The 22,547-nt window shown below is 71.9% G+C and carries 19 protein-coding genes; 5 read left to right on the forward strand and 14 right to left on the reverse strand.

Features of this window, described 5'->3' with window-relative positions:
- Nucleotides 1–122: 122 nt before the first annotated feature.
- From NJ376_RS09095 to NJ376_RS09110, 4 genes are all read right to left on the reverse strand, one after another.
- Nucleotides 123–572, reverse strand: a complete 450-nt coding sequence (locus NJ376_RS09095; protein WP_252952928.1) for a sarcosine oxidase subunit gamma — start codon at nucleotides 570–572, stop codon at nucleotides 123–125.
- Nucleotides 565–3,369 (reverse strand): 2Fe-2S iron-sulfur cluster-binding protein, encoded by a 2,805-nt coding sequence (locus NJ376_RS09100; RefSeq protein WP_252952929.1) that lies wholly within the window; start codon nucleotides 3,367–3,369, stop codon nucleotides 565–567. The genes NJ376_RS09095 and NJ376_RS09100 overlap by 8 nt, the downstream gene beginning before the upstream one ends.
- Nucleotides 3,366–3,632, reverse strand: a complete 267-nt coding sequence (locus NJ376_RS09105) for a sarcosine oxidase subunit delta (protein WP_252952930.1) — start codon at nucleotides 3,630–3,632, stop codon at nucleotides 3,366–3,368. Before NJ376_RS09105 ends, NJ376_RS09100 begins: the two co-directional genes overlap by 4 nt.
- A 112-nt stretch (nucleotides 3,633–3,744) precedes the next feature.
- A complete protein-coding gene (locus NJ376_RS09110; RefSeq protein ID WP_252952931.1) occupies nucleotides 3,745–5,007 on the reverse strand; it encodes a sarcosine oxidase subunit beta family protein in 1,263 nt (420 codons plus the stop codon).
- 200 nt (nucleotides 5,008–5,207) lie between these two features.
- Here NJ376_RS09110 and NJ376_RS09115 point away from each other — a divergent pair, with 200 nt between their 5' ends.
- Both NJ376_RS09115 and NJ376_RS09120 read left to right on the forward strand, forming a co-directional pair.
- Nucleotides 5,208–6,593 (forward strand): aspartate aminotransferase family protein, encoded by a 1,386-nt coding sequence (locus NJ376_RS09115; RefSeq protein ID WP_252952932.1) that lies wholly within the window; start codon nucleotides 5,208–5,210, stop codon nucleotides 6,591–6,593.
- 61 nt (nucleotides 6,594–6,654) lie between these two features.
- Nucleotides 6,655–7,497: a TauD/TfdA dioxygenase family protein gene (locus NJ376_RS09120; protein WP_252952933.1), complete on the forward strand. Its 843-nt coding sequence runs from the start codon at nucleotides 6,655–6,657 to the stop codon at nucleotides 7,495–7,497.
- A gap of 152 nt (nucleotides 7,498–7,649) precedes the next feature.
- Here the strand turns inward: NJ376_RS09120 and NJ376_RS09125 are convergent, their stop codons facing one another.
- The 5 genes from NJ376_RS09125 to NJ376_RS09145 form a co-directional block, all read right to left on the reverse strand.
- A complete protein-coding gene (locus NJ376_RS09125; RefSeq protein WP_305879970.1) occupies nucleotides 7,650–8,849 on the reverse strand; it encodes a CaiB/BaiF CoA transferase family protein in 1,200 nt (399 codons plus the stop codon).
- 176 nt (nucleotides 8,850–9,025) lie between these two features.
- Nucleotides 9,026–10,612, reverse strand: a complete 1,587-nt coding sequence (locus NJ376_RS09130; RefSeq protein ID WP_252952934.1) for an ABC transporter substrate-binding protein — start codon at nucleotides 10,610–10,612, stop codon at nucleotides 9,026–9,028.
- Between the two features lie 17 nt (nucleotides 10,613–10,629).
- Nucleotides 10,630–11,406: an SDR family NAD(P)-dependent oxidoreductase gene (locus NJ376_RS09135; protein ID WP_252952935.1), complete on the reverse strand. Its 777-nt coding sequence runs from the start codon at nucleotides 11,404–11,406 to the stop codon at nucleotides 10,630–10,632.
- Nucleotides 11,399–12,163, reverse strand: a complete 765-nt coding sequence (locus NJ376_RS09140; RefSeq protein WP_252952936.1) for an SDR family NAD(P)-dependent oxidoreductase — start codon at nucleotides 12,161–12,163, stop codon at nucleotides 11,399–11,401. Before NJ376_RS09140 ends, NJ376_RS09135 begins: the two co-directional genes overlap by 8 nt.
- A 66-nt stretch (nucleotides 12,164–12,229) precedes the next feature.
- The gene (locus NJ376_RS09145) at nucleotides 12,230–14,191 is read right to left on the reverse strand and encodes an elongation factor G (protein WP_252952937.1); all 1,962 of its coding nucleotides are present in this window, start codon (nucleotides 14,189–14,191) and stop codon (nucleotides 12,230–12,232) included.
- A gap of 419 nt (nucleotides 14,192–14,610) precedes the next feature.
- Between NJ376_RS09145 and NJ376_RS09150 the strand changes: the two genes are divergently transcribed.
- Nucleotides 14,611–14,805 (forward strand): hypothetical protein, encoded by a 195-nt coding sequence (locus tag NJ376_RS09150; RefSeq protein WP_252952938.1) that lies wholly within the window; start codon nucleotides 14,611–14,613, stop codon nucleotides 14,803–14,805.
- A 105-nt stretch (nucleotides 14,806–14,910) separates the two neighbouring features.
- Entirely contained in the window at nucleotides 14,911–15,684 is a 774-nt protein-coding gene (locus NJ376_RS09155; protein ID WP_252952939.1) for an SDR family NAD(P)-dependent oxidoreductase, read from the forward strand.
- A 254-nt stretch (nucleotides 15,685–15,938) separates the two neighbouring features.
- Here NJ376_RS09155 and NJ376_RS09160 read toward each other — a convergent pair whose 3' ends face one another.
- Nucleotides 15,939–16,826, reverse strand: coding sequence for a TauD/TfdA dioxygenase family protein (locus NJ376_RS09160; protein ID WP_252952940.1), 888 nt, complete (start codon nucleotides 16,824–16,826; stop codon nucleotides 15,939–15,941).
- Between the two features lie 337 nt (nucleotides 16,827–17,163).
- On the opposite strand from NJ376_RS09160, the gene NJ376_RS09165 reads away from it, so the two are divergent.
- Nucleotides 17,164–18,420, forward strand: coding sequence for an ABC transporter substrate-binding protein (locus NJ376_RS09165; RefSeq protein WP_252952941.1), 1,257 nt, complete (start codon nucleotides 17,164–17,166; stop codon nucleotides 18,418–18,420).
- Nucleotides 18,421–18,566: 146 nt separating this feature from the next.
- Here NJ376_RS09165 and NJ376_RS09170 read toward each other — a convergent pair whose 3' ends face one another.
- The 4 genes from NJ376_RS09170 to NJ376_RS09185 all read right to left on the reverse strand — a co-directional run bounded on the left by NJ376_RS09170 (nucleotide 18,567) and on the right by NJ376_RS09185 (nucleotide 22,118).
- Nucleotides 18,567–19,700 (reverse strand): DegT/DnrJ/EryC1/StrS family aminotransferase, encoded by a 1,134-nt coding sequence (locus NJ376_RS09170; protein WP_252952942.1) that lies wholly within the window; start codon nucleotides 19,698–19,700, stop codon nucleotides 18,567–18,569.
- A 7-nt stretch (nucleotides 19,701–19,707) separates the two neighbouring features.
- Nucleotides 19,708–20,709 (reverse strand): NAD-dependent epimerase/dehydratase family protein, encoded by a 1,002-nt coding sequence (locus tag NJ376_RS09175; RefSeq protein WP_252952943.1) that lies wholly within the window; start codon nucleotides 20,707–20,709, stop codon nucleotides 19,708–19,710.
- 69 nt (nucleotides 20,710–20,778) lie between these two features.
- Nucleotides 20,779–21,756 (reverse strand): potassium channel family protein, encoded by a 978-nt coding sequence (locus NJ376_RS29245; RefSeq protein ID WP_252952944.1) that lies wholly within the window; start codon nucleotides 21,754–21,756, stop codon nucleotides 20,779–20,781.
- A complete protein-coding gene (locus NJ376_RS09185; RefSeq protein ID WP_252952945.1) occupies nucleotides 21,753–22,118 on the reverse strand; it encodes a RidA family protein in 366 nt (121 codons plus the stop codon). The genes NJ376_RS29245 and NJ376_RS09185 overlap by 4 nt, the downstream gene beginning before the upstream one ends.
- Nucleotides 22,119–22,547 lie beyond the last annotated feature (429 nt).

Here is a 22,547-nt window from a genome sequence, read left to right on the forward strand (position 1 = left end):
GCCTGGCAAACGCGACGCAGTGGCGACGGTTCAGGGGGCTCTGCCCCTATCCCCCCGGCAGGGGACCTCTGCCCCCTGCACCCCCGCCGGGGCCAGGACCTGGCCCCGGACCCCGGTCTGAGTCAGGCCTGCAAATCGGCCCGGGCTTCCGCCAGATGGGCCGTGAGGTGCAGGGCGAAGGACCGAGCCGTCTCGACATGCCAGCGCGCCTCGGCCCGGCGCCAGAGCAGGATCTCCACCTTGCCGAACAGGGTGCGGGTGCAGGTGCCGGGCGGGAACTGCTCCAGGTCAAGCGGGCAGCCCTCCGCCAGCAGCAGCGGCGCACCTGGGCCGGAGAGGCTGACGCCAGCACGGCCGGCGGAGATCTCGGTCGCCCAGGCCCTGCCGGGCCAGGTCAACGGCGCCTCCGCCAGGACCCACCATTCGTCGGGGCCCAGGGCCAGCACATGCGCCCCCCCGCCAGAGGCGGCCCGCAGCAGCAGCGGCGCCTCCAGGCCCAGCGCCGCCAGCGGCGTGGCATCGCCGCGCAGGACGTAGCGATAAAGCGAAGGCAGGGGCGCGATCTCAACCATGCAGGCGCTTGCCCTCCGGGTCCCAGAAGACGGGCGGCACGATCTGCAGGGGCTGCGGCGGGCCGTCCAGCCGCGTCGCCAGCACCGTCTCGCCATGCCGCGCCCGGCCCCGGGCCAGCAGGCCCAGCGCGATGGGCCGCCCCAGCGCGGCGCTGGCATAGGCGGAGGTGACATGCCCCTCCGCCTCCCTTGCCCCCGGCCTGGCGAGAAGCTGCGCCCCTTCCTCCGGCGCCCGCCCCTCCAGCGGCGCCAGCCCGACGAGCTGCCGCCGGTCCGGCCGCTGCATCTCCGCCCGCGCCAGGCTGCGCTTGCCGATGAAGTCCCGCTTCGCCTTCCCGATCACCCAGCCCAGGCCGAGATCGAGCGGCGTCACCGTGCCGTCCGTCTCCTGTCCCACAATCACGTAGCCCTTCTCGGCCCGCAGCACGTGCATGGCGTCGGTGCCGTAGGGGGTGGCGCCGGCCGCGATCAGCGCCTCCCACAGCTCCGGCAGACGGTCGGCGGGGAGGTTGATCTCGTAGCCGAGCTCGCCGGTGAAGCTGACGCGGAAGAGGCGGGCGGGGATGCCCATCACCTCCGCCTCCGCCACCGTCATATGCGGCAGGGCGGCAAGCTCGCAGCCGCGGACCAGCGGCGCCAGCATCTCCCGCGCCGCCGGGCCTTGCAGGGCGGCGACGCCCCAATGCTCGGTGGTGGAGGTGAGGAAGACCCGCAGCGCCGGGAATTCGGTCTGGGCGTAATCCTCCAGCAGATGCAGCACGCGGGCGGCGCCGCCGGTGGTGGTCGTCAGGTGGAAGCGGTCCTCCGCCAGGCGGGCGAGGACGCCGTCATCGAACAGGAACCCGTCCTCCCGCAGCAGCAGCGCGTAGCGGCAGCGTCCGGGGCGCAGCGAGTGGACGGCGTTGACGTAGCAGCGTTCGAGGAACTCGGCGGCATCGGGACCCACGATCTCGATCTTGCCGAGGGTGGAGGCGTCCAGCAGCCCGGCCTTCTGCCGCACGGCGAGGCATTCGCGGGCGACGGCGGCGTGCAGCGCCTCCCCGGCCCTGGGATAGGCGCGGGCGCGCTGCCACTGCCCCACCGGCTCGAACACCGCGCCATGCGCCTCGGCCCAGCCATGGCTGGGCGCGGTGCGGATGGGGTCGAAGAGCGGCCCGCGATGCCGCCCGGCCAGGGTACCGAAGGAGAGCGGCGTATAGGGCGGGCGGAAGGTGGTGTGCCCCGTCTCCGGCACCGTCCGGCCGCTGGCCGCGGCGGCGGTGGCGAGGCCCAGCATGCCGCCCACCTTGCCCTGGTCGGTGGCCATGCCGGTGGTGGTGTAGCGCTTCACATGCTCGATGGAGCGGAAACCCTCCTGCACGGCCAGCGCGATATCGCGCGTGGTGACGTCGTTCTGCGGATCGACGAAGGCGCGGCGGGCGGTGAGCGCGCCGGCGGCGATGGCGGCAATGGGGTGGCCCGGTCCGCGCCCGGCGGCGCAGGCCCCGGCGCAGGTGAGCGCCTCGGCGACCTCGCCGGGCAGGAAGGCATCGGCGGCTTCGTCCCACCGTAACCGGCCGCGCGCCTGGGAGAACAGGGCGAGGTTCGGGGTCCAGCCCCCCGCCATCAGCACCAGGTCGCAGGGGATGGGCGTGGCGCGCGCGGCATCCGGGCTGCCATCCGGGCGCAGCGGTGCGGCCAGCACGCCCGTCACGCGCAGCCCGCCGCGCGTGGCGGCGATGCCATGGGCGGCGCGCACCTCGATGCCGCGGGCACGGGCGGCCGCCGCCAGCGGCGGCGCGGCGCGGAGGTCGAGGATGGCGGCGATGCGCGCGCCTCGATCCTGCAAGGCGAAGGCCGCCTCGTAGCCGCTGTCATGCGCGGCGAGCAGCACCGCCTGCCGCCCCGGCAGCACCGCCCAGCGAGCGGCATAGGCCCGGGCGGCATCGGCCAGCATCACCCCTGGCCGGTCGTTGCCGCGGAACGGCAGGGGGCGTTCCAGCGCGCCGGTCGCCAGAACCACCCTGGCGGTCCGGACCTGCCAGAGCCGTTCGCGGAGGCCGTCGGGACGATCCAGGATCTCGGCGAGCGAAACGAAATTCTGCAGCCCGTAATGGAAGGCGGTGGTGCGCGGCAGCAGGGTGACGCGGAGGTTGCCACGGAGCGCGGCGAGGCCCGGCACCTCCCCGGGCGAAAGCAGCAGGCGGCCGCCGGGCTCCATCTGCTCGTCGCAGAGGATGACGCGATCGCCGGCCTCGGCCGCTTCCAGCGCTGCGGCGATACCGGCGCGGCCGGCGCCGATGACGAGCGTCTCGCAATGGGCAAAGCGATGCGCGTAGCGGTCCGGGTCTGGTGCCTCCGGCGCCCGGCCGAGGCCCGCCATGCGCCGGATCAGGGGCTCCCAGCGCCGGTGCCAGGCCTCGCGGCCCGGGCCGAGGAAGGTCTTGTAGTAGAAGCCCGCGGGCAGCAGCGGCGCGGCCAGGCTCGCCAGCGCCGCCAGGTCGAAGCGCAGCGAGGGGAAGCGGTTCTGGCTGCGTGCCGTCAGCCCCTCCACCAGCGGCACCATGGTGGCGCGAGTATTGGGCTCCCGCCGTCCAGGGCCGCGGTCGATCTCGACCAGGGCGTTGGGTTCCTCCGCGCCGGCGGAGAGCAGGCCGCGCGGGCGGTGATACTTGAAGCTGCGGCCGAGCAGATGCACGCCATTGGCGAGCAGGGCGGAGGCGAGGGTATCGCCGGCGAAGCCGGTGAAGGCGCGGCCGTCGAAGGTGAAGCGCAGGGGCTTGCTGCGGTCGATGCGGCCGCCGCTCGGCAGCCTCATGGGGCCTCCCCCGGCTTATAGGTGGCGGAGATGCGGTCCGTCAGCGTGTGGCGCCTGGCGTTGAAGAAGCGGCCGCAGCCATGGAGGTGGCGCCAGCGTTCCGCGTGTTCGCCGCGCGGATTACTGCGCTCGTACAGATAGGCGGCCCAGGCGGCGTCGGAGACGGCGGCGGGATCGGCGGGGCGCGCGAGATGGGCCTCACCCGCATGGCGGAATTCCATCTCCGGCCGGGGGCCGCACCAGGGGCAGGCGATCAGCAGCATCCGAGACCCCACACCGTCCTGCGCGTCATCGCCTCCGGGGACGTCCTGAGCACCCGGAATTGCCGCAAAGGCGCCGGGAAAGCTCCGTCCACCGAGGCAGCGAAAGGCGGGCTCAATGCATCACCGCCGCCGCCGCCGCCTCGTCGATGACACGGCCGGTCACGAAGCGGTCCAGGCTGAAAGGCGCGGCGATCGGGTGCGGCTCGCTCCGCGCGATGGTGGCGGCGAAGACATGGCCGCTGCCCGGCGTCGCCTTGAAGCCGCCCGTGCCCCAGCCGCAATTCACATACAACCCCGGCACCGACGTCGTCCCGATGATCGGCGAGCGGTCCGGCGTGACATCCACGATCCCGCCCCAGGCGCGCAGCATGCGCATGCGGCGGAAGATCGGGAAGATCTCGCAGATCGCCTCCAGCGTATGCTCCAGGATCTGCACATTCCCGGCCTGGGAGTAGGAGGTGTACTGGTCCGTCCCGGCGCCGATCACCAGCTCCCCCTTGTCCGACTGGCTGACATAGGCGTGGATGGTGTTGGACATGGCGACGCAAGGGAAGACCGGCTTCACCGGCTCGCTCACCAGCGCCTGCAGCGGGAAGCTCTCCAGCGGCATGCGCAGCCCGGCCATGGCCATGACCAGGCTGGTGGAGCCCGCCGCGACCACGCCCAGCTTGCCGCAGCGGATATGGCCCTTGCTCGTCTCCACCCCGGTCACCGCTCCGCCCCGCGGATCGCGGGCAATGCCGGTGACCTCGCAATTCTCGAGGATGTCCACGCCCAGTGCGCTGGCCGCACGGGCGTAGCCCCAGGCCACGGCATCATGCCGCGCGACGCCGCCGCGCCGCTGCAGCGCGCCGCCCAGCACGGGGTAGCGGATGGCCGGGCTGATATCGAGCGGCGGGCAGAAGGCCTTGCACGCCGCTGGCGCCAGCCATTCATTGTCCACCCCGGCCAGCCGGTTCGCATGGACATGGCGTTTCAGGCTCTGCACATCGTGTTCGCCATGCGCCAGCATCAGCACGCCGCGTGGGCTGAACATGACATTGTAGTTCAGCTCGGCCGAAAGCCCTTCCCAGAGCCGCACGGCGTGGTCGTAGAGCGCGGCGCTTTCGGGGAAGAGGTAGTTGCTGCGGATGATGGTGGTGTTGCGCCCGGTATTGCCGCCGCCGATCCAGCCCTTCTCCAGCACCGCGATGCGGCCGACGCGATGCTCCTTCGCCAGATAGTAGGCGGTCGCCAGGCCATGGCCGCCGCCACCCAGGATGACGATGTCATAGGCCGGCTGGGGCCGCTCCGGGCTGCGCCATTGCGGGCGCCAGCCGGCATGGCTGCGCAGCGCCTCACGCGCCAGGGTGAGGAAGGAGAAGCGGTTCGGCATTCGCCATGGCTATAGCTCGGGCGGGGGCGGTGGGGAATCGGCCGGCCGCAATTCGGCGGCTTGCCATGCCGCGCCCGCATGCGATGCTGCCGCGTATCAGCCTGGGCCAAGGCGCCGCGGGCGGCACCCGCCCTTCCCGCCCCGGCCCGGGGGAGGCGGGCCGTCCCCGTCCCGGCCCCCTCACCGCCGCGGATGCGCCCATGCCGAGCCTGACGCCCAGCAATTCCCCCATCGTCGCCGCCTATGTGGCGAAGACCCCACGCTCCGCCGCCCTGCACGCCAGGGCCAGCGGGCACCTGCCCAGCGGCATCGCGCATGACAGCCGCCATACCGACCCCTACCCCATCTACACCGACCGCGCCCTCGGCCCGCGCAAATGGGACACGGACGGCAACGAGCTGATCGATTTCTACGGCGGCCATGGCGCCCATCTGCTCGGCCATTGCGACCCGGCGGTGATTGCGGCCGCCCAGGGGCAGCTCGCCCGCGGCACCCAATTCGGTTCCTGCCATGCGCTGGAGGTAGAGTGGGCCGGCCTCATCACCCAAATGGTCCCCTGCGCGGAGCGGGTGCGCTTCACCTCCTCCGGCACCGAGGCGACGCATATGGCGCTGCGCCTCGCCCGCGCCTTCACCGGGCGGCGGAAGATCATCCGCTTCCAGAAGCATTTCCACGGCTGGCACGACCATATGGCCTTCGGCGTGGACGGGCATTTCGACGGCAGCCCCTCCCCCGGCGTGCTGCCGGAGCTGGCGGCCGAGGTGGTGCTGCTGCCGCCCAACGATATCGACGCCGTGCGCCGCGCCTTCGCCGAGGATGACGACATCGCCGCCGCCATCCTGGAACCCACCGGCGCCTCCACCGGCATGGTCCCGACCGGGCCGGATTTCCTGCGCGCGCTGCGGGAGGCCTGCACCGCCCGTGGCGCCGTGCTGATCTTCGATGAGGTGGTGACGGGTTTCCGTATCGCCCCGGGCGGCGCGCAACAGGCCATGGGCGTGACGCCCGATCTTTGCACGCTTGCAAAAATCGTCGCCGGCGGGCTGCCAGGTGGGGCGGTGGCGGGGCGGAAGGACATCCTCGACTGGATCGATTTCGAGGTCTCCGCCGCCCGCGGGCGGGAGAAGATCAAGCACCAGGGCACCTACAACGCCAACCCGGTCTCCGCCGCCGCGGCGATCGAGACGCTGCGCCGCATCCGGGACACCGATGCCTGCGCCCGCGCCACCGACGCCGCCCAGGCGATGCGCCACGCCTTCAACCAGGTGCTGGCCGAGGAAGGCATTCCCTGGGCGGTCTATGGCGACCATTCCGTGATCCATTTCTTCACCAACCCGGCGGGGCTCGACATCGACCCGCTGGCCTGGGACGCCAATGCCCAGCCGGCCGCCACCTTCAGCGCCGATCCGCGCAAGACCATGCTGGCCAAGCTCTACCTGGCGCTGGTGGTGAACGGCATGGACCCGAAAGGACCGCGCGGCGCCATCCTCTCCGCCACCCATGGCCCGGCCGAGATCGAAGCCGCGACCGAGGCCTGGCGCCGCAGCCTGCGCATGCTGAAGGAGGAAGGCGAGCTGCGGCGTTGATTGACAGGCGCCACCGGCGGCGGGAGGCTTTGCGCCAACCACCAAGGCGCGGAGGAACGCCATGCGCAACAGCCGGATCACGGTGCGGAAAGTCTCGGGCGCGGTCGGGGCGGAGATCGACGGGGTGGACCTCGCCGAGGCCTCGGATGGCGAGATCGCCGATATCCGCGCCGCGCTCAACGCCCATGGGGTGGTGTTCTTCCACAACCAGCGCCTGAACGCCGAGCAGCAGAAGGCGCTGGCGCGGCGTTTCGGGGAGATCTTCGTCCACCCGAATTTCCGCGGCAGCGGCGCCGATCCGGAAGTGGTGACGATCCGGCGGGAGCCGGGCGACACCTCCGTGGTCGGCGAGGAATGGCATGCCGACACCACCATGTGCCCAGCGCCGCCCATGGGCGCCATCCTCTACGGCATCGAGGTGCCCGAATGGGGCGGCGACACGCTCTTCGCCAGCCAGGCCGCGGCCTATGAGGCGCTGTCGCCCGGCATGAAGCGGATGCTGGAAGGTCTGCGGGCGGTGCATAGCGACCGCCGGGTAGCCGGCCCGCAGGCCGGGATGAATGCGCGCCGCGCCACCAAGGTGCGGGAGGATGAGGAGTGGCGGGAGACGATCAGCCTGCATCCGGTGGTGCGGACCCATCCGGAGACCGGGCGGAAGATGCTCTTCGTCAACCACAGCTACACGGTGGGGTTCGAGGGCATGACGGAGGCGGAGAGCCGGCCGCTGCTGCACTACCTGCTGGAGCACGGCCATCGGCCAGAATTCACCTGCCGCTTCCAGTGGCGCAGCGGCTCGGTCGCCTTCTGGGACAACCGGGCAGTGAAGCACATCGCGTTGAACGACACCGGGCCGCAGCGGCGGGTGATGCGAAGGGTGCAGATCGCCGGAGACGTGCCGGTCTAGAGCAGATCGCCGTAGGGCGGCGTCGCCCGAAGGTGTGAATCTGTTCTGCAAACAAAGGCGTAGAGCGTTTTCGGTGAACGCATGTGAACCGAAAATGCTCTAGGTCCATCCCGGCCCGGCCTGCCGGCTGCGGCAGGCCGGGCCGATGCCATCTACCCCATGCGGACGGCGCCGCAGGCGACGAGGGCGGCGATCTCCTCCTCCGCCATGCCGGCTTCGCGCAGGATCTCCCCGCCATGCTCGCCCAGCCGCGGCGCCGGGCGGCGCGGCGAGGGCTCGCTGGCCGAGAAGCGCATCGGCACCGCCATCCGGGTCACGGGACCCTCGCTCGGATGCTCCTCGGTGGAGAAGAAGCCGGTCGCCAGCAGATGCGGGTCCTCGAGGATGCTCTCCAGCGTGTGCACCGGCGTCACCGGCAGATCGGCCTTCTCCAGCAGCTCCAGCCATTCGGCGGTGGTGCGGGTCAGGAACTCCGCCGCCAGCATGCCCAGCACCTCGTCGATATGTGTGGTGCGGGTGGCGTGGCTGGCGAAGCGCGGATCGGTGGAGACGAGGTCCGGCCAGCCGACCGCGGCGCAGAAGCTGCGCCATTGCCGGTCATTGTAGATCATGGTGCAGACATGCCCGTCCTTGGTCCGGTAGGGCCGGCGGTCGGGCGAAAGCAGCCGGCCATAGCCGCCTATGCCCTCCTTCGGGTCGAAGACCTTGCCGCTGAGATGGTCGCCGAGGACGAAACTCACCATCGTCTCGAACATCGGCACCTCGACCAACTGCCCCTCCCCGCCCCGCTCCCGCTGCACCAGGGCGGCGTTGATGGCGCCGAAGGCGGCGAGGCCGGTGATGCGGTCCGCCATGGCCAGCGGAACATAGCGCGGCTCGCCGCCATTCACCTTGGCGTTCAAGGCGGCGATGGTGGTGGCGCCCTGCATGAGGTCGTCATAGGCCGGGCGCGGGCCATAGGGCCCGTCCTGCCCATAGCCGAGCACCGCGGCGTAGACGAGGCGCGGATTGACCGCGCGCAGCGTGGCATAGTCCAGGCCCAGCCGGGCCATGGCGGCGGGGCGGATATTCGTCACCAGCACATCGGCGGTGCGGGCCAGGCGCAGCAGCACCGCGCGGCCTTCGGGGTGCTTCAGGTCCAGCGCCAGGCTGCGCTTGCCGCGGTTGATGGTGAGGAACATGCACCCCATGCCGGGGTTGCGGGCCGGGCCGATGAGCCGGACCACATCCCCCTCCGGCGCCTCCACCTTCGTCACCTCGGCACCGAGCTCCGCCAGGAGCTGGGTGCAGTAGGGGCCGACGAGGACGGTGGTGAGGTCGAGCACGCGGATGCCCGCAAGTGGTCCCGGCATGGTGCTGCATCTCTCCCTCGTGGCGGCCTTCGGCGCTTCAGCTTGCTACACCGCCGGGCGCCGCCGGCAAAGGCTCCCGCGAGCGCTGCTCAGGGCGCAGCGCGGCTTTGCCAGGACAGGCGATGCGAAGCCCGGGCCCCGAACGCTTGCCGGCCGCCACGGCGTCGCGCGGAGAATCAGCGGCTCCGCCCGATGTTCCACAGCACCGGGAAGCCGAAATCGATCACCCCCCGCAGCTCCGCCCGCCACACCGCCGGCGCCTGGAACTGGCCGGAGAGCGGAAAGGTCGCATGGTCATGCGAAAGCCGTTGCAGCTCCGCTGCCAGCTCCCGCCGCTTCTGGGGATCACTCTCGGCGGCGAAGCGCTCCAGCACCGGCTTCATCGCCTCCACGCAATAGCCCCAGGGCTGGTTGTTCGTGCAATTGTAGCCCACCGCGACATTGGAGAGCGGGTCCGCCATATCGAAGCCGGTATAGATCACCGGCACGATGTTCCAGCCGCCCCGGTCGATCGGCTCCCGCCCCACCCAGCGCTGGGCGATGGAGGACCAGTCAGAGGCCTGCACATCCAGGTTGAAGCCGGCGCGCTTCAATTGGTCGATGACGACCAGCGCCATGGGATTGATCAGCGCGCTGTCCGCCGGCTGCAGCAGCACGATGCGCTCGTTGTTGTAGCCCGCCTCGCGCAGCAGCGCCCGCGCCCGCTCCAGGTTGCGGCCGGGCACCAGTTCGGCCCCCGCATTGCTGGCGTAGCGCGTGCCGCAGAGATAGATGGAGACGCAGGCGGCATCTGTCATGCCCTCCGGCAGCCCATGCCCCGCCACCACCTCCGCCCTGTCGATCGCCGCCTGCACCGCGCGGCGCATCAGCACGTTGTCGAAGGGCGGCAGGTGATGGTTCAGCGAGACGCCGCCGACGATATGCGCGATGCCCCCGGGATTGGCGATGACGAGGTTGCGGTCCCGCCGGAAGCGCGGCAGGTAGTCGATGGGCGCGTATTCCAGATAGTCCACCTCACCCTGGGTGATGGCGGCGGCGCGCAGCGCGATGTCCGGCAGGGTCACCAGCTCGGCGCGCTCCAGCTTCACCACCTTGCCGCCGGCCAGGCCATCGGCCGGCTCGGCCCGCGGCCGGTAGCGCGGGTTGCGGCGTACCGGGGTGCGCTCGCCGGGGATCCATTCGCTGCGGTTGAACAGGAAGGGGCCGCTGCCCACCACCTCCGGCACCTGCGCCGTCGGCCCGGTGGTGCCGGCCAGCCGTGCCGGCATGATGAAGGGCACATGCACGCTCGGCTTGCCCAGCGCGTCGATGACGCCGCCGAAGGGCTGCGCCAGCTCCAGCACGAAGACATTCGGCGCGGTCGCGGTCAGCGCCCTGGTCGCCGCCATCAGCCGCCGCCCGATCGCGTCCCGCTGGCCCCAGCGCCGGAGGGAGGCGACGGCGTCCTCCGCCGTGACCGGCGCGCCGTCGCTGAACTCGAGGCCGGGGCGCAGGGTGAAGGTCCAGGTCAGCCGGTCCTCGCTGGCCTGCCAGCCCTGCAGCATCTGCGGGCGGACTTCGCCCTTGCTGTCCATCGCGACCAGCGTGTCATAGACCAGATAGGCGAAGTTGCGCGTGACGAAGGAGGGGGAGGAGATCGGGTCCAGGTTCTGCAGCCCGACATTCACCACCACGCGCAGCGGCCGGTCCTGCGGCTGCGCCGCCGCGCCGAAGGCCAGCAGCCCGGCGGCCGCAAGGCCGAGCAGGCAAGATCCGATCCGCATCGCCACCCCCTCCGCTGTCAGTCCTCGATCCCCTCCGCCACCCGCGGCGCGTGCCGCCCGGTCAGCCAGCCGCCATCCACCGCCACCACCTGGCCGGTGACGTAGGAAGCCTCGGGCGAGACCAGGAAGGCAATGACCGCCGCCACCTCCTCCGGCCTCCCGGCCCGACGCAGCGGCGTCGGGCGCAGGATGGCGCGGCGGTAATCCGGGTTCTTCAGATGGCCCTCGGTCATCGCCGTCGCGATGACGCCGGGCGCCACGGCGTTCACGGTGATGCCCTGCGGACCGATCTCGGCGGCGAGCTGGCGGGCGAATTGCGCGACGCCCGCCTTGGCGACGGCGTAGGGCGTGGTGCCGGGGTAGCCCGCCAGGCCGAAGGTGGAGGCGACGCTGACGATGCGCCCGCCCGGCCGCGGCAGATGCGGCAGCACCTCCCGCGTCACCCGCAGCACGGCGCCGAGATTGACCGAGAGGAAGCGCTCGATCAGCGCGTCGTCGGACTCCGCCAGCGGCTTCGAGCCGCCGATGCCGGCGTTGTTCACCAGGATATCGATGCGGCCGAAGGCGGCCAGCGCCGCCTCCGCCAGGCGCCGCCCCGCTCCCGGCGCGGCCAGGTCCAGCACCAGCGCCTCGGCGTCGAGCGCGGCGGCGGTTGCCGTCACCTCCGGCGCCAGATCCGCCAGCAGCACCCGCGCGCCCTCCTGCGCCAGCCGCGCCGCCGTGGCGGCGCCGATGCCGCGCGCCGCGCCGGTGACGATGGCCGCCCGGCCGGCAAAGCGGGCGGGATCAGGCAAGCCGGCCTCCATCCACCGGCAGGGCGACGCCGGTGATGAAGGCGGCGGCATCGCTCAGCAGGAACAGCACGGTCTCCGCTACCTCATCGGCCTGGCCGAAGCGCTGCATGGGGTGGCGGGCGCGGAAAGCGGCCTGGCGTGCCGCCTGCGCCAGCTCGTCCCCGGCCGAAGCGAAGGTCGCCTCCAGCATCGGCGTCTCGATGGAGCCGGGGCAGACGGCATTCACCCGGATGCCTTCCGCCGCATGCACCAGGGCGAGGCTCCGCGTCAGCATCACCACCGCGCCCTTGCTGGCGGAATAGGCCGGTAGGGTGGCGGAGCCCGCCAGCCCCGCCGTGGAGGCGAAGGTGACGATGGCGCTCCGCCCTGCCTCCCGCAGCTGCGGCAGCATGGCGCGGATGGTGAGCCAGGTGCCCTTGACGTTCACGTCGAAGAGCTGGTTCCATTCCGCCTCCTCCAGCAGCTCCGGCGGCAGGGCGGGGCCGAGGATGCCGGCCGCGGTCACCAGCAGGTCGGCCGGGCCGAAGCGGGCGGCGCAGGCGGCGGCGGCGGCTTCCAGATCCTCCGCTTTGGTCACGTCGCCCGTCACCGCTTCCGCATGCGGGCATTGGGTGGCGGTACCCGCCAGGCCGACCGCGCTGCGGTCGAAGAGCAGCAGCCTCGCCCCCTCCCGCGCCAGGGCCAGGGCCGTGGCCCGCCCAATTCCGGACCCGGCGCCGGTGACCATGGCCACGCGGCCTTCGAAGCGACCTGCCATCCGCCTCCGCCTGTACAGCGCCGCAGCATGGGACCAAGCGATGACGCACAGGTCAACTGGGTCCCGCTATTTTCCCCGCGCCTCCGCCAGGTGGTCGAAGCGCCGGGTGAAGCTGCCGAGGCCCTGGGTCTGGCTGCGCAGCTCGATGATGAGGTCGGCAAGCTCCGCTTCCGGCACCAGCGCCTCCACCGTCTCCCAGCCCGCCTCATCCTCCAGCGTGGCGAAGCCCAGGATCTGGCCGCGCCGTGCCGTCAACAGGCGCTGCGCCCCGGGCGCATGGCCAGGCGGCACCCGCAGGGTGACATGGTCCACCGGCTCCAGCAGCACCGGCCCGGCCTTGGCCAGCCCCTCCTGCATCGCCATGCGGGTGGCGGTGGCGAAGGCCATGTCGCTGCTGTCCACGGCATGGAAGGTGCCGTCCAGCAGCGTCACCGCCACATCCACCACGGGATGGCCGAGCGGTCCCTTCTTCGTCGCCGCCTCGGCGGCCTCGGCGACGGCGGGGATGAAGCGCTTCGGCACCGCGCCGCCCACCACCTTCTCGTCGAAATGGAAGCCGGCGCCGCGCGGCCGCGGGGTGATCTCCAGCTTCACATCGGCGAACTGGCCATGCCCGCCGGTCTGCCGCTTCAGCCGGGCATGCTGTACCACGCCGTGGCGGATGCTCTCCCGATAGGGGATGAGCGGACGGGCGGTCTTCAGCTTCACCCCCGCCATGCCGGCCAGCCGTTCCAGCGCCGCGCGCAGATGCAGCTCCCCCTGGCCGGAGAGCAGGGTCTGGCCGGTCTCGGCGTCGAGGCTGAGGCCGAGCGCGGGGTCCTCCTCCGCCAGACGCTGCAGCGCGGCGGAGAGGCGCACCTCATCCTTGCGGTCCTCGGGCAGCAGGGCCAGGGCGTGCAGCGGCGCGGGCGGCGCCGGGAAGGGCAAGGGCGGGCCGCCCAGGGTGGTGCCGGCCGTCACGCCCTCCAGCCGGCCGAGGGCGAGGATCTCGCCCGCCGCCCCCTCCCCGGCTTTCTCCAGCTCTCCCCCCGGCGCGCGGTAGAGCCCGCCGATGCGCTGCCCGGCGAGGGTCGTGCCGTCCCGCAGCGGCCCGCGCCAGAGCCGCGCCCAGGCCAGGCGCCCGGCATGGCCGGCCTGGCGGGTGCGAAAGATCTGCGCCAGCGGCGGCCCCTCCGCCGCGATGCCGAGCCGGGCGGCGGTCGCGGCGGGGCCGGGCGTGTCGTGCCGCAGCGCCTTCCACAGCCGCCGGATGCCGCCCGCGGCGGCGGCGGCGCCGAACAGCACGCCGATGACAGCGCCGCGCGCCTCGCCCCATTGCAGCGGGCGGTAGATCTCGGGTGGCTCGGTCGGCTGCTCCTCCAGCAGCTTCTCCAGCAGCGCGTCATCGTGGTCGGCAAGGTTTTCCAGCAGGGCGGTGCGGGCCTCCACCTCGCGCGGCCGCACCGCCTCCGGCAGCGGGATGCGCTCCGAGGCCTCGCCGCTGCGGTAGCGGTAGGCGCGCTCGTTCACCAGATCGACATAGCCGGTGACGGCACCGTCCTCCCGGATCGGCACCTGGCGCAGCAGCAGGCGGCGGCTGGTCTCGGCCTGCAGCATGGGCAGCATCTCGCGCAGCAGCCCGTCGAACTGGTCGATCTTGTTGAGGAAGAGCAGCGCCGGCAGCCCGGCCGCCTCGATCTGGCGGAAGATGGGGCCGAGCGCGGCGGCGCGGCCGGCGACCGGCTCCGCCACCACCAAAGCGAGATCGGCGACAGCGAGGGCGCAGGCCGCGTCATGGGCGAATTCGACGGAGCCGGGGCAGTCCAGCAGCGCCCAGCTTTCCGCGCCGTGGGCGGCATGGGCGATGCGTAGCTCGCCCGGGGAGGCGCGCGCGGCGCCGCGGCGCAGCGGTAAATCGACGGCGGCCAGCAGCGCCTCGAACAGGGTGGATTTGCCGCTGCCCTGCGGCCCGACCAGCGCGATGCAGCGCGGCCCGGCCGCGCCGCCTCCTCTGCCCGGGTCGCTGCTCCGCATGAGGTCTTCTGGCATGGACGTGCCCTCCGCATGGCGGCGGGCCGGCACGGGCGGCAAGGCGGCGCGCGTGGCGGCCGGCCGATGGGCCTTTGCGGCCCTGTTGGCTGCGCCGCGCCGGGGCGAGGCGCCGGGCCAGCCTAGAGCAATATCCAGCCAAGTGGAATCACGTGATCGGATGTCCCGGCACGGAAACATAATGTCTTGAGGAGCTTATCCGCGGTCCGACGGCGCGGTGGCTGCTCCGGGCACCGCGGGCGCGGCCGGCAGGAGGATCACGCCGCGGCATGCAGGCCCGCTCGCCGCGCGGCAAGTCGGAGGCGATGCACGATTCGGCAAGATTCGTCGCCTAGATTGTCCCGCGGCATGAGACTGTCACAGGCGGGTGGGATTTCAGCTCACCGGGTGCGGCGATGCATGAAAGGATCTGTGACCCGATGACTCCCGCCCTCTCCCCCTCCCCCGCGGCCGGGATCTCGGCTCCCCTCTCCCTGGGGCTGGCCGGGCTGGTGGCGCTGGCGCTGCTGCCGCCCGAGGCGAGCTTCCTGGCCGGGCTGGCGGGGGCGCTCTGGCTTGGCCTGACCATCGCCGCGGCGCGGCGGCGGCTGCTGGAGCGGGGCCAGGCCGGCTGAGCCCCCGGCGCGCCACGGCGATAGCGGCAGGGCTGCGCGCAGGCCGCCTCTTCCGCTGCTGCACCGCCGGGTTAGGCTGGGCGGGCAAGCGAGGGGGAGGGACGCATGAGCGAGGCACGGGCCGGCAATCTCGGCGAATACCCGTTGACGGGGAAGGTCGCAGTCATCACCGGCGGCAGCAACGGCATCGGCGCCGCCGCAGCGCGGCGCCTGGCGGCGGCCGGGGCGAAGGTGGCGGTGGGCTACAACCAGGGGGTGGAGCGAGCCCGGGCGCTGGCGGCGGAGCTGCCGGGCACAGGCCATCTCGCGCTGCGCACCCCGATGGAGGACAGCGCGGCGCTGCGCGCGGCCGCCGCCGAGGTGCAGGCGAAGCTCGGGCGCTGCGACGTGCTGATCAACTCCGCCGCCGTGACGCGGCCGGTGCCGCATGCGGACCTCGAGGCGCTGGACGACGAGCTGATCGACCGCGTGCTGGTGACGAATGTGCGCGGGCCCTTCGCCACCATCCGCGCCTTCGCCCCCCTGCTGAAGGCGAGCGGGGATGCGGTGATCGTCAACATCTCCTCGCTGGCCGCCCTCAGCGGCAGTGGCAGCAGCGTGATCTACGGCGCCTCCAAGGCGGCGCTGGACACGATGGGCATGTCCCTGGCGCGGGTGCTGGGGCCGGAGATCCGGGTGGTGTCCATCTCGCCCTCCATGGTGGCCACCGATTTCGTGCCGGGGCGCGGGCGCGAGGTGGTGGAGCGGCAGGCGGCGAAGACGCCGCTGAAGACGGTGACGGAGGCGGACGACGTGGCGCTGGCCATCATGGGCGCGATCACCCATCTGCGGCTGACCACGGGCAGCATCATCCTGGTGGATGGCGGCAACCACCTGTGAGCTGAGGCCGGCCGCGGGGAATCGCGCGAGGACGCCCCGGAAGGGCGCCGCGCGCGGTGCGGGCAGCCTGCCTGCGAGGTGATGCGCGGCGCCGCCGCCGGCTTCGCACCCGAACTGCGCGCGGTACGCGCACGCACGCAAGCCCCATGCAGGGGCAAGCCGCTGCAGCGGCGGCGCGCTCCATCCGGCGCCGGGCGCCGGAGCAGCCGCCGATCCGGCGGATCGCGACGTGACCCGCCGGATAAGGCTTTACCCTACGCCGCCTGCTCCAGCGTCGGCGCCACATCCGCTACGGTGGTGCGGTGCAGGTCGCGCACCTGGGTCGCGTCGTAGCGGCGGGCGCGGTGCATGGTGACGCGGTTGTCCCACATCACCAGGTCATGCGGCCGCCAGACATGGGCGTAGACGAATTCGCGCTGCGTCGCGTGCTCCGTCAGGTCGCGCAGCAGGGCGCGCGCTTCCGGCACCGGCCAGCCCTGGATGGCGCCGGCATGGGCGGAGAGGAACAGCGACAGCCTTCCGGTGCGCGGATGGCGGCGCACCAGGCGCTGCGGCACGGGCTGCCACTTCGCCACCTCCTCCGGCGTGAAATCGGTGAAGCCGAGGATGCCGCGGGAGAAGAGCTGGCTGTGCTCGGTGACGAGGTCGCGCGCCAGCGCCTTGGTCTCCGCATCCAGCGCATCCCAGGCGGCGCGCATATCGGCGAATTCGGTGTTGCCGCCGCTGCCCGGGATCACCCGCGCCGAGAGCAGGGAGTATTTCGCCGGTGTCGGCTTGAAGCTGCTGTCGGAATGCCAGAGCATGTTGCCCAGGCTGAACAGCCGCTTGCGGTCGTCCCGCGCCATCACCTTGCCGTCGCGCTCCAGGTTGGAGATGTCGTTCACCTCCATGGGAAGGCGGCGCGCCTGGCCCTGGACGATGTCGCCCGTCGCCAATTCCAGCGGCCCGAAATGCCGGCTGAAGGCGAGCTGCTGCTCGTCATTGATGTCCTGGTCGTGGAAGACCAGCACGCCGAAGCGGTCCATTCCCGCCTCGATCGCCGCCGCTTCCGCCGCGGTCACGCCCCGGCGGAGATCGACGCCCGCGACCTCCCCGACGAAATCCGGCCGCGCGGGGTTGATGGGGGTGATGGTAAGGGTCATTGCGCTTCCTCCCGGTTCCGGAGCTTGGCCCGGCTTGCCGCGGGGATGCTAGAGCAATATCCGAACGGCCTGCCCACGGCTGGTTGGCTGACCCGCAGGGTGATGCTCGCCATCGGCGCCCGGGCGGGCGGCACGACGCGTGTCCGGGTACCGGCGCGACCCGTCGGCCATTGCAGCCTCGCCCCGGCGCGACCAGGCTAGCCGGCGGGACACCGCGATCGGGGGCGAGGCGGGCTCCAACGGTTCGCCGGCGCACCACGCTTGCCGCCGCCTGTCCAGGCATGTGTAATTGTCCGGCTGATCAATGGCTAATCAATAGCCTCCGGAGGAAACATCCATGGCCCTCACCAGGCGCCAAACCCTTGCTGCGTCCCTGTCAGCCGCTGTCGGTGCAGCAGCGGGCGGCAGCGTCACCCGGGCCTACGCCCAGGCCGGTGGCGGCAGCGGCCGCCCGAAGCTGAAGCTCGGCATCATTTCCGACCTCGCCGGCCCCTATGCCGACCTGAACCGGCCCACCCTGCCCTGCGCCCAGCAGGCGCTGGAGGATTTCGACGTCGCCGGCCGCGGCTGGGACGTGGAGATCCTCTTCGGCCAGCATTTCGACAAGGCGGACAACGCCGTCACCATCGCCCGGCAATGGTTCGACCGGGAAGGCGTGGATGCGCTGCTCGACGTCAACACCTCGGCCACCTCGCTCGCGGTCGCCTCGGTGGCGCGGGAGAAGAACAAGGCGCTGTTGCTGTCCGGCCCCGGCACCACAGAGCTGACCGGCCGGCAGTGCTCGCCCAACCACATCCACTGGTCCTGGGACACCTACATGCTGGCGAGTTCCAGCGGATCGGCCGTGGTCAAGCGCGGCGGCGCCACCTGGTTCTTCGTCGCGGCCGACTATTCCTTCGGCCAGCAGCTGGTGAAGGATGCCGCCGGCGTCGTCGAGGCGAATGGCGGCAAGGTGCTCGGCACCACCTTCTACCCCTTCCCGACCACGACCGACTTCTCCTCGCTGCTGCTCCGCGCCCAGGCCTCGGGCGCCAAGGTGCTGGCGTTGGGCAATGCCGGGGCCGACCTGCAGAACTGCATCAAGCAGGCGCGCGAGTTCGGGCTGAACCGCAGCATGACCATCGTCAGCCTGCTGACCTACGACACCGATGTGCGGATGCTGGGCCTTCCGGTGGCGCAGGGGCTGATGACCACCCAGGCCTATTACTGGGACCTGAACGACCGCACGCGCGCCTTCAACACCAGGGTGCGGCCGAAGACGCCGGAATTCTGGCCGAACATGGCCAATGCCGGGATCTATGCCCAGACCTTGCACTACCTGAAGGCGGTCGCGGACATGGGCGTCACGGCGGCAAAGGCGGATGGTGCGGCGGCCATCGCGCGCATGAAGGCGATCCCGACCGACGATGACTGCTTCGGCCCGGGCCGCATCCGCGAGGACGGCCGCAAGCTGCACCCCGCCTACCTGATGCAGGTGAAAGCGCCAGGCGAGAGCAGCGGCAAGTATGACGTGCTGAAGCTGCTGGCGACGGTGCCGCCGGAGGATGCCTTCCGGCCGATGAGCGCTGGGGGATGCCCGCTGGTGCCGAGCTGAACGCCGGGGGACGGGAGGGAGCATCCTTCCCTCCTACCCCCTTAATTCTTCCATGAGGCTGCCTCGGGCCATCGAACCGACGGGAGCCCTTGGCGAGCAGGGGCTTCGGAGGGTGCGGCACTACCGCAACCGGTGTCCCTTCCCCATCACCGCCCGAGCGTCGCGAGCGCCGCGCAGATCCGCTCGATCTGCTCCTCCGTCAGTTCCGGATACATCGGCAGGCTGAACACCTCCTCCGCCGCCCGCGCCGTCTCCGCGCAGCCGGCCGGCCCCAGCGCGATGCGGTCCCTGTAGGCGGGCTGCAGATGGACCGGCGCCGGGTAATGGATGCCGGTGCCGATGCCCTGGGCCTTCAGCGCCGCCATCATCGCGGCGCGGTCCGGGCTGCGCAGCACGTATTGGTGGAAGACATGCTCGGCGCCCGGGCGCCGTTCCGGCGGCGCGATGGGCCCGCCGGCCAGCGCCGCGTCGTAGCGCGACGCGATCTCCCGCCGCTTCGCATTGCCGGCATCCAGCGCCGTCAGCTTCACCCGGAGGATCGCCGCCTGCACCTCGTCCAGCCGGGAATTCACCCCGACCATGGCGGAGATGTAGCGCTCCCTCCAGCCATATTGCCGGATGGCGGCGATGCGGTCGGCCAGCTCGAAATCATCCGTCGCCAGCACGCCGCCATCGCCGAGCGCGCCGAGATTCTTCGTGGGGTAGAGGGAGAAGGCCGCCGCCGAGCCCAGCGTGCCGAGCTTGCGGCCATGCAGCGTCGCGCCATGCGCCTGGGCGCAATCCTCGATGAGGGCGACACCCGCGCGGTTGCAGGCCTCCAGCATGGGGCCGAGGTCGCAGGCCTGGCCATAGAGATGCACGGCAATGGCGGCGCGGACCGGCGGCAGGCCGGGCGGCGGGTCCTCCAGCACCGCGGCCAGCTCGTCCGGGTCCATGGTGTAGCTGTCCGGGTCGATGTCCAGCAGCAGCGGCGTGGCGCCCGCCATCTCGATGGCGGCGACGGTGGCGACCGCGGTGTGGGAGACGGTGGCGACGGTCGAGCCCTCCCCCACCCCCATGCCGCGCAGGATCAGCGCCAACGCATCCGTGCCATTGGCGCAGCCGATGGCCCGGGTGGTGCCGAGCCAGGCGGCGAATTCCTGCTCGAAGGCCTCGCCTTCCTTCCCCAGGATATACCAGCCGGAGGCGAGGGCGCGCGCCACGGCGGCGTCGATCTCGGCCTTCTGCGCCTGGTAGCCGGCGCCGGGATTGGCCTGCGGAATCATCGGAAGCGGGTCCATCATCCCCTCACGTGTAATCGGCCAGGCGGCTGCGGTACCAGTCGAGCGAGCGGCGCAGCCCCTCATCCAGCCCGACCAGCGGCGCCCAGCCCGTCGCCTCGCGGAAGGCGCGGTCATCGGCATGGTAGCTGCCGATGTCGATGGGCGCCCGATCGGCCGGGAATTCCTTCACGCTGTAGTGACCTCGCCCGTCATTCGCGGCGATCAGCCGCTCCGCGAGGTCGAGCAGCGAGGCGGGCGGCGACCCGCCGAGGTTGAAGACGCGGCCGGCCACTTCGGGCTGCGGCGCCGCCTCGGCCGCCAGCAGGAAGGCGCGCACCACATCGTCCACATAGGTCAGGTCGCGGAGCTGCTCGCCGCCCCAGACCTCGAAGGGCTCGCCCTTCAGCACCTGGCGGATCCAGATGCCGAGGAAGGTCTGCCGCGCATCGCGGATGCGCAGCCGCGGACCGTAGCAGTTCGTCAGGCGCAGGGAGACGACGGGGCGCTTCAGCACCCGCTGTTCCAGCAACCAGTACTGCTCGCCGGCCCATTTGGAGACGCCATTGGCATCCGGCGGGTTCACGGGATGGAGCTCATCCACCGGCAGGGAGAGCGGGCGGCCGTAGAATTGCCGCGTGGAGGCATGGACGACGGTGGCCTTCGGCGCCGCGTCCCGCATCACGCCGATGAGGCGGACCTGGGCGACGGCGTTGATGGCGATGTCCGCCACCGGGTCCTTCTGCCCGCCCATATGGCTGGTCTGCGCCGCCATGTTGAACAGCACGTCCACGTCCTGGCAGAGCGAGTGCAGTTCCACGTCGCGGATGTCGCCGCGCACCAGCAGCACGCCGGCGCCTTCCAGATTGGCCATGTTGGCGCCGCCATCCGGGTTCATGACGTCCAGCGCGGTGGTGCGGGCGCCGAGCGCGGCCAGGGCATGGCAGAGCGCACTGCCGAGGAACCCGGCCCCCCCCGTCACCAGCACCCGCTTGCCCCGCCAGAAGGCAGCCCGTTCAGCCTCGGTCATCGCACCCTCTTACCCCGCGCAGGCCATGCCCGCACCCTGTTGTCGCCCCGGATTGCGGCGGAACCGCGCCTATTCGCCGGCGGCGCCGCGGCGGTTTTCGGGCGCCGCATGCGGCCCCTCCCCCGCCTCTGCCACGCCCAGCCGGCTGCCGCGCACGATCTCGAGGAAGCCGAAGAGCAGCAGCAGCTGCCCCGCCAGCATCTGCAGCCCGGCCAGCAGCCGGATGCCATCATCCATCGGCTGGATGTCGCCATAGCCCACGGCGGAGAGGGTGACGACGCTGAAATGCAGCGCATCCGAGAAGCCGAGCCGCATCGGCCCCTCCGACCCATGGAACAGCGGCGCCTTCGAGGCACCGTCGGCGATGCGGTAGAGGCAGCCGAACCCCACCGCCAGCAGCGACCAGAGGCTGGAATAGGCGGCAATGGGCACGGCGAGGCGCGACAGCCGCCGGGTGACGTTGCGGAAGATGATGGCGACATCGACCAGCAGCCGCACCACATCGGCCACCGCGACGGCGCCGATCAGCGCGATCATGCCCATCGCCGCCAGCAGCGCCCAGCCCTGCTCCACCGGCACCAGGCGGTTCACCGGCGCGGCGAGGCAGACGACGCCCACGGCGCCGATGGCGCCGAGCCAGCGTGCGACGCGCGGCAGATGGGTCAGGTCCGCTGTCGCATCCTGCTGCGCCCAGGCACGCAGCGTCTCCCGCTGGCCCCGGCAGGCGATGACGAAGGCGGCGACCGGCAGCAGGAAGCCGAGGGCGCGCATCCATTCCGGCGCCTCCGGGAAGCCGGCGCGGCCCATGATGACGTAGAGGCAGCCATACATCGCGAGGCCATTGGCGGTGCCGAGGGCGAATTGCGGCCCATGCGGGAAGATCAGGTAGAGCATCCCCACCGCCGCCGCGGCGCCGCCCAGCAGGACCAGGGAGAAGCCGGCCCCCTGGTCGGCGACCGCCGCGGCCACCAGCAGGATCAGCGCGAAGGGGAGGCCGATGGCCGAAGCGAAGCCCGCCGGCGCGCCGCGAGGGCGGCGCCCGATCACCTTGCCGCATCCTCCGGCAGGGCGGCGATCCCGGTAACCTCGACGCGCCAGGCGGGGTCCACCAGCTTCGCCTCGATGGTCATGCGGGCCGGCTTGGCGCGGGGGTCCAGCCAGCGGTCCCAGGCGCGGTTCATCGCCGGGGCTTCGGTGATGTCCCGCAGCACCACGGTCACGCTCAGCAGACGGGACTTGTCGGTGCCGGCTTCGGCCAGCAGGGCGTCGATCTGCGCCAGGATGTCGGCGGTCTGGCCTTCGGTGTCCAGGCTGGAATCATCCGCCACCTGGCCGGCCAGATAGACCAGCCCGCCCTGCACCACCGCGCCCGAAAGCCGCTCTTCCTCGCCGATTCGCCGAATGGCCATGGTTCTCCTCCCCTCCTGCCGGGCGAGGGAGGCGTCTCCCCCCCTCCGGCCCAGCGACATCCCTGGCCTGGATGGCCGGGTCAAGCCCGGCCGTGGCACAGGGAAGAGGCTTGCTGCCGCGCCCCATGCGCCGCCGCCCCGCCCGACCACCCGCTGCCCTGCCGCGGCTTCGTCGCGGCAGGCTGTGCAAACTGCCGATCGCCAGGCGACATCCGGGGGCCCCCATGGCGTCGCGCCAGCGACATCATGGGGAGCTGGGGTCTGTCAGGGACTGGGCGAGGCGGAGGGCTGGCGAGGGATCTGTGTGCTCGGCAGGAGGGCGGCGCAGCCAAGGCCGGTTGCCTTGGCAAGCCGACCGACGCCCCCGGTGCGAAGAAGATCCGCCAGACCGACCCGAGGCCCATTCCCTAACAGGTCTTAGGCCATGGC

Origin of the sequence: Siccirubricoccus soli (assembly GCF_024178315.1) — a bacterium.
In the GTDB taxonomy this organism is placed as follows: domain Bacteria; phylum Pseudomonadota; class Alphaproteobacteria; order Acetobacterales; family Acetobacteraceae; genus Siccirubricoccus; species Siccirubricoccus soli.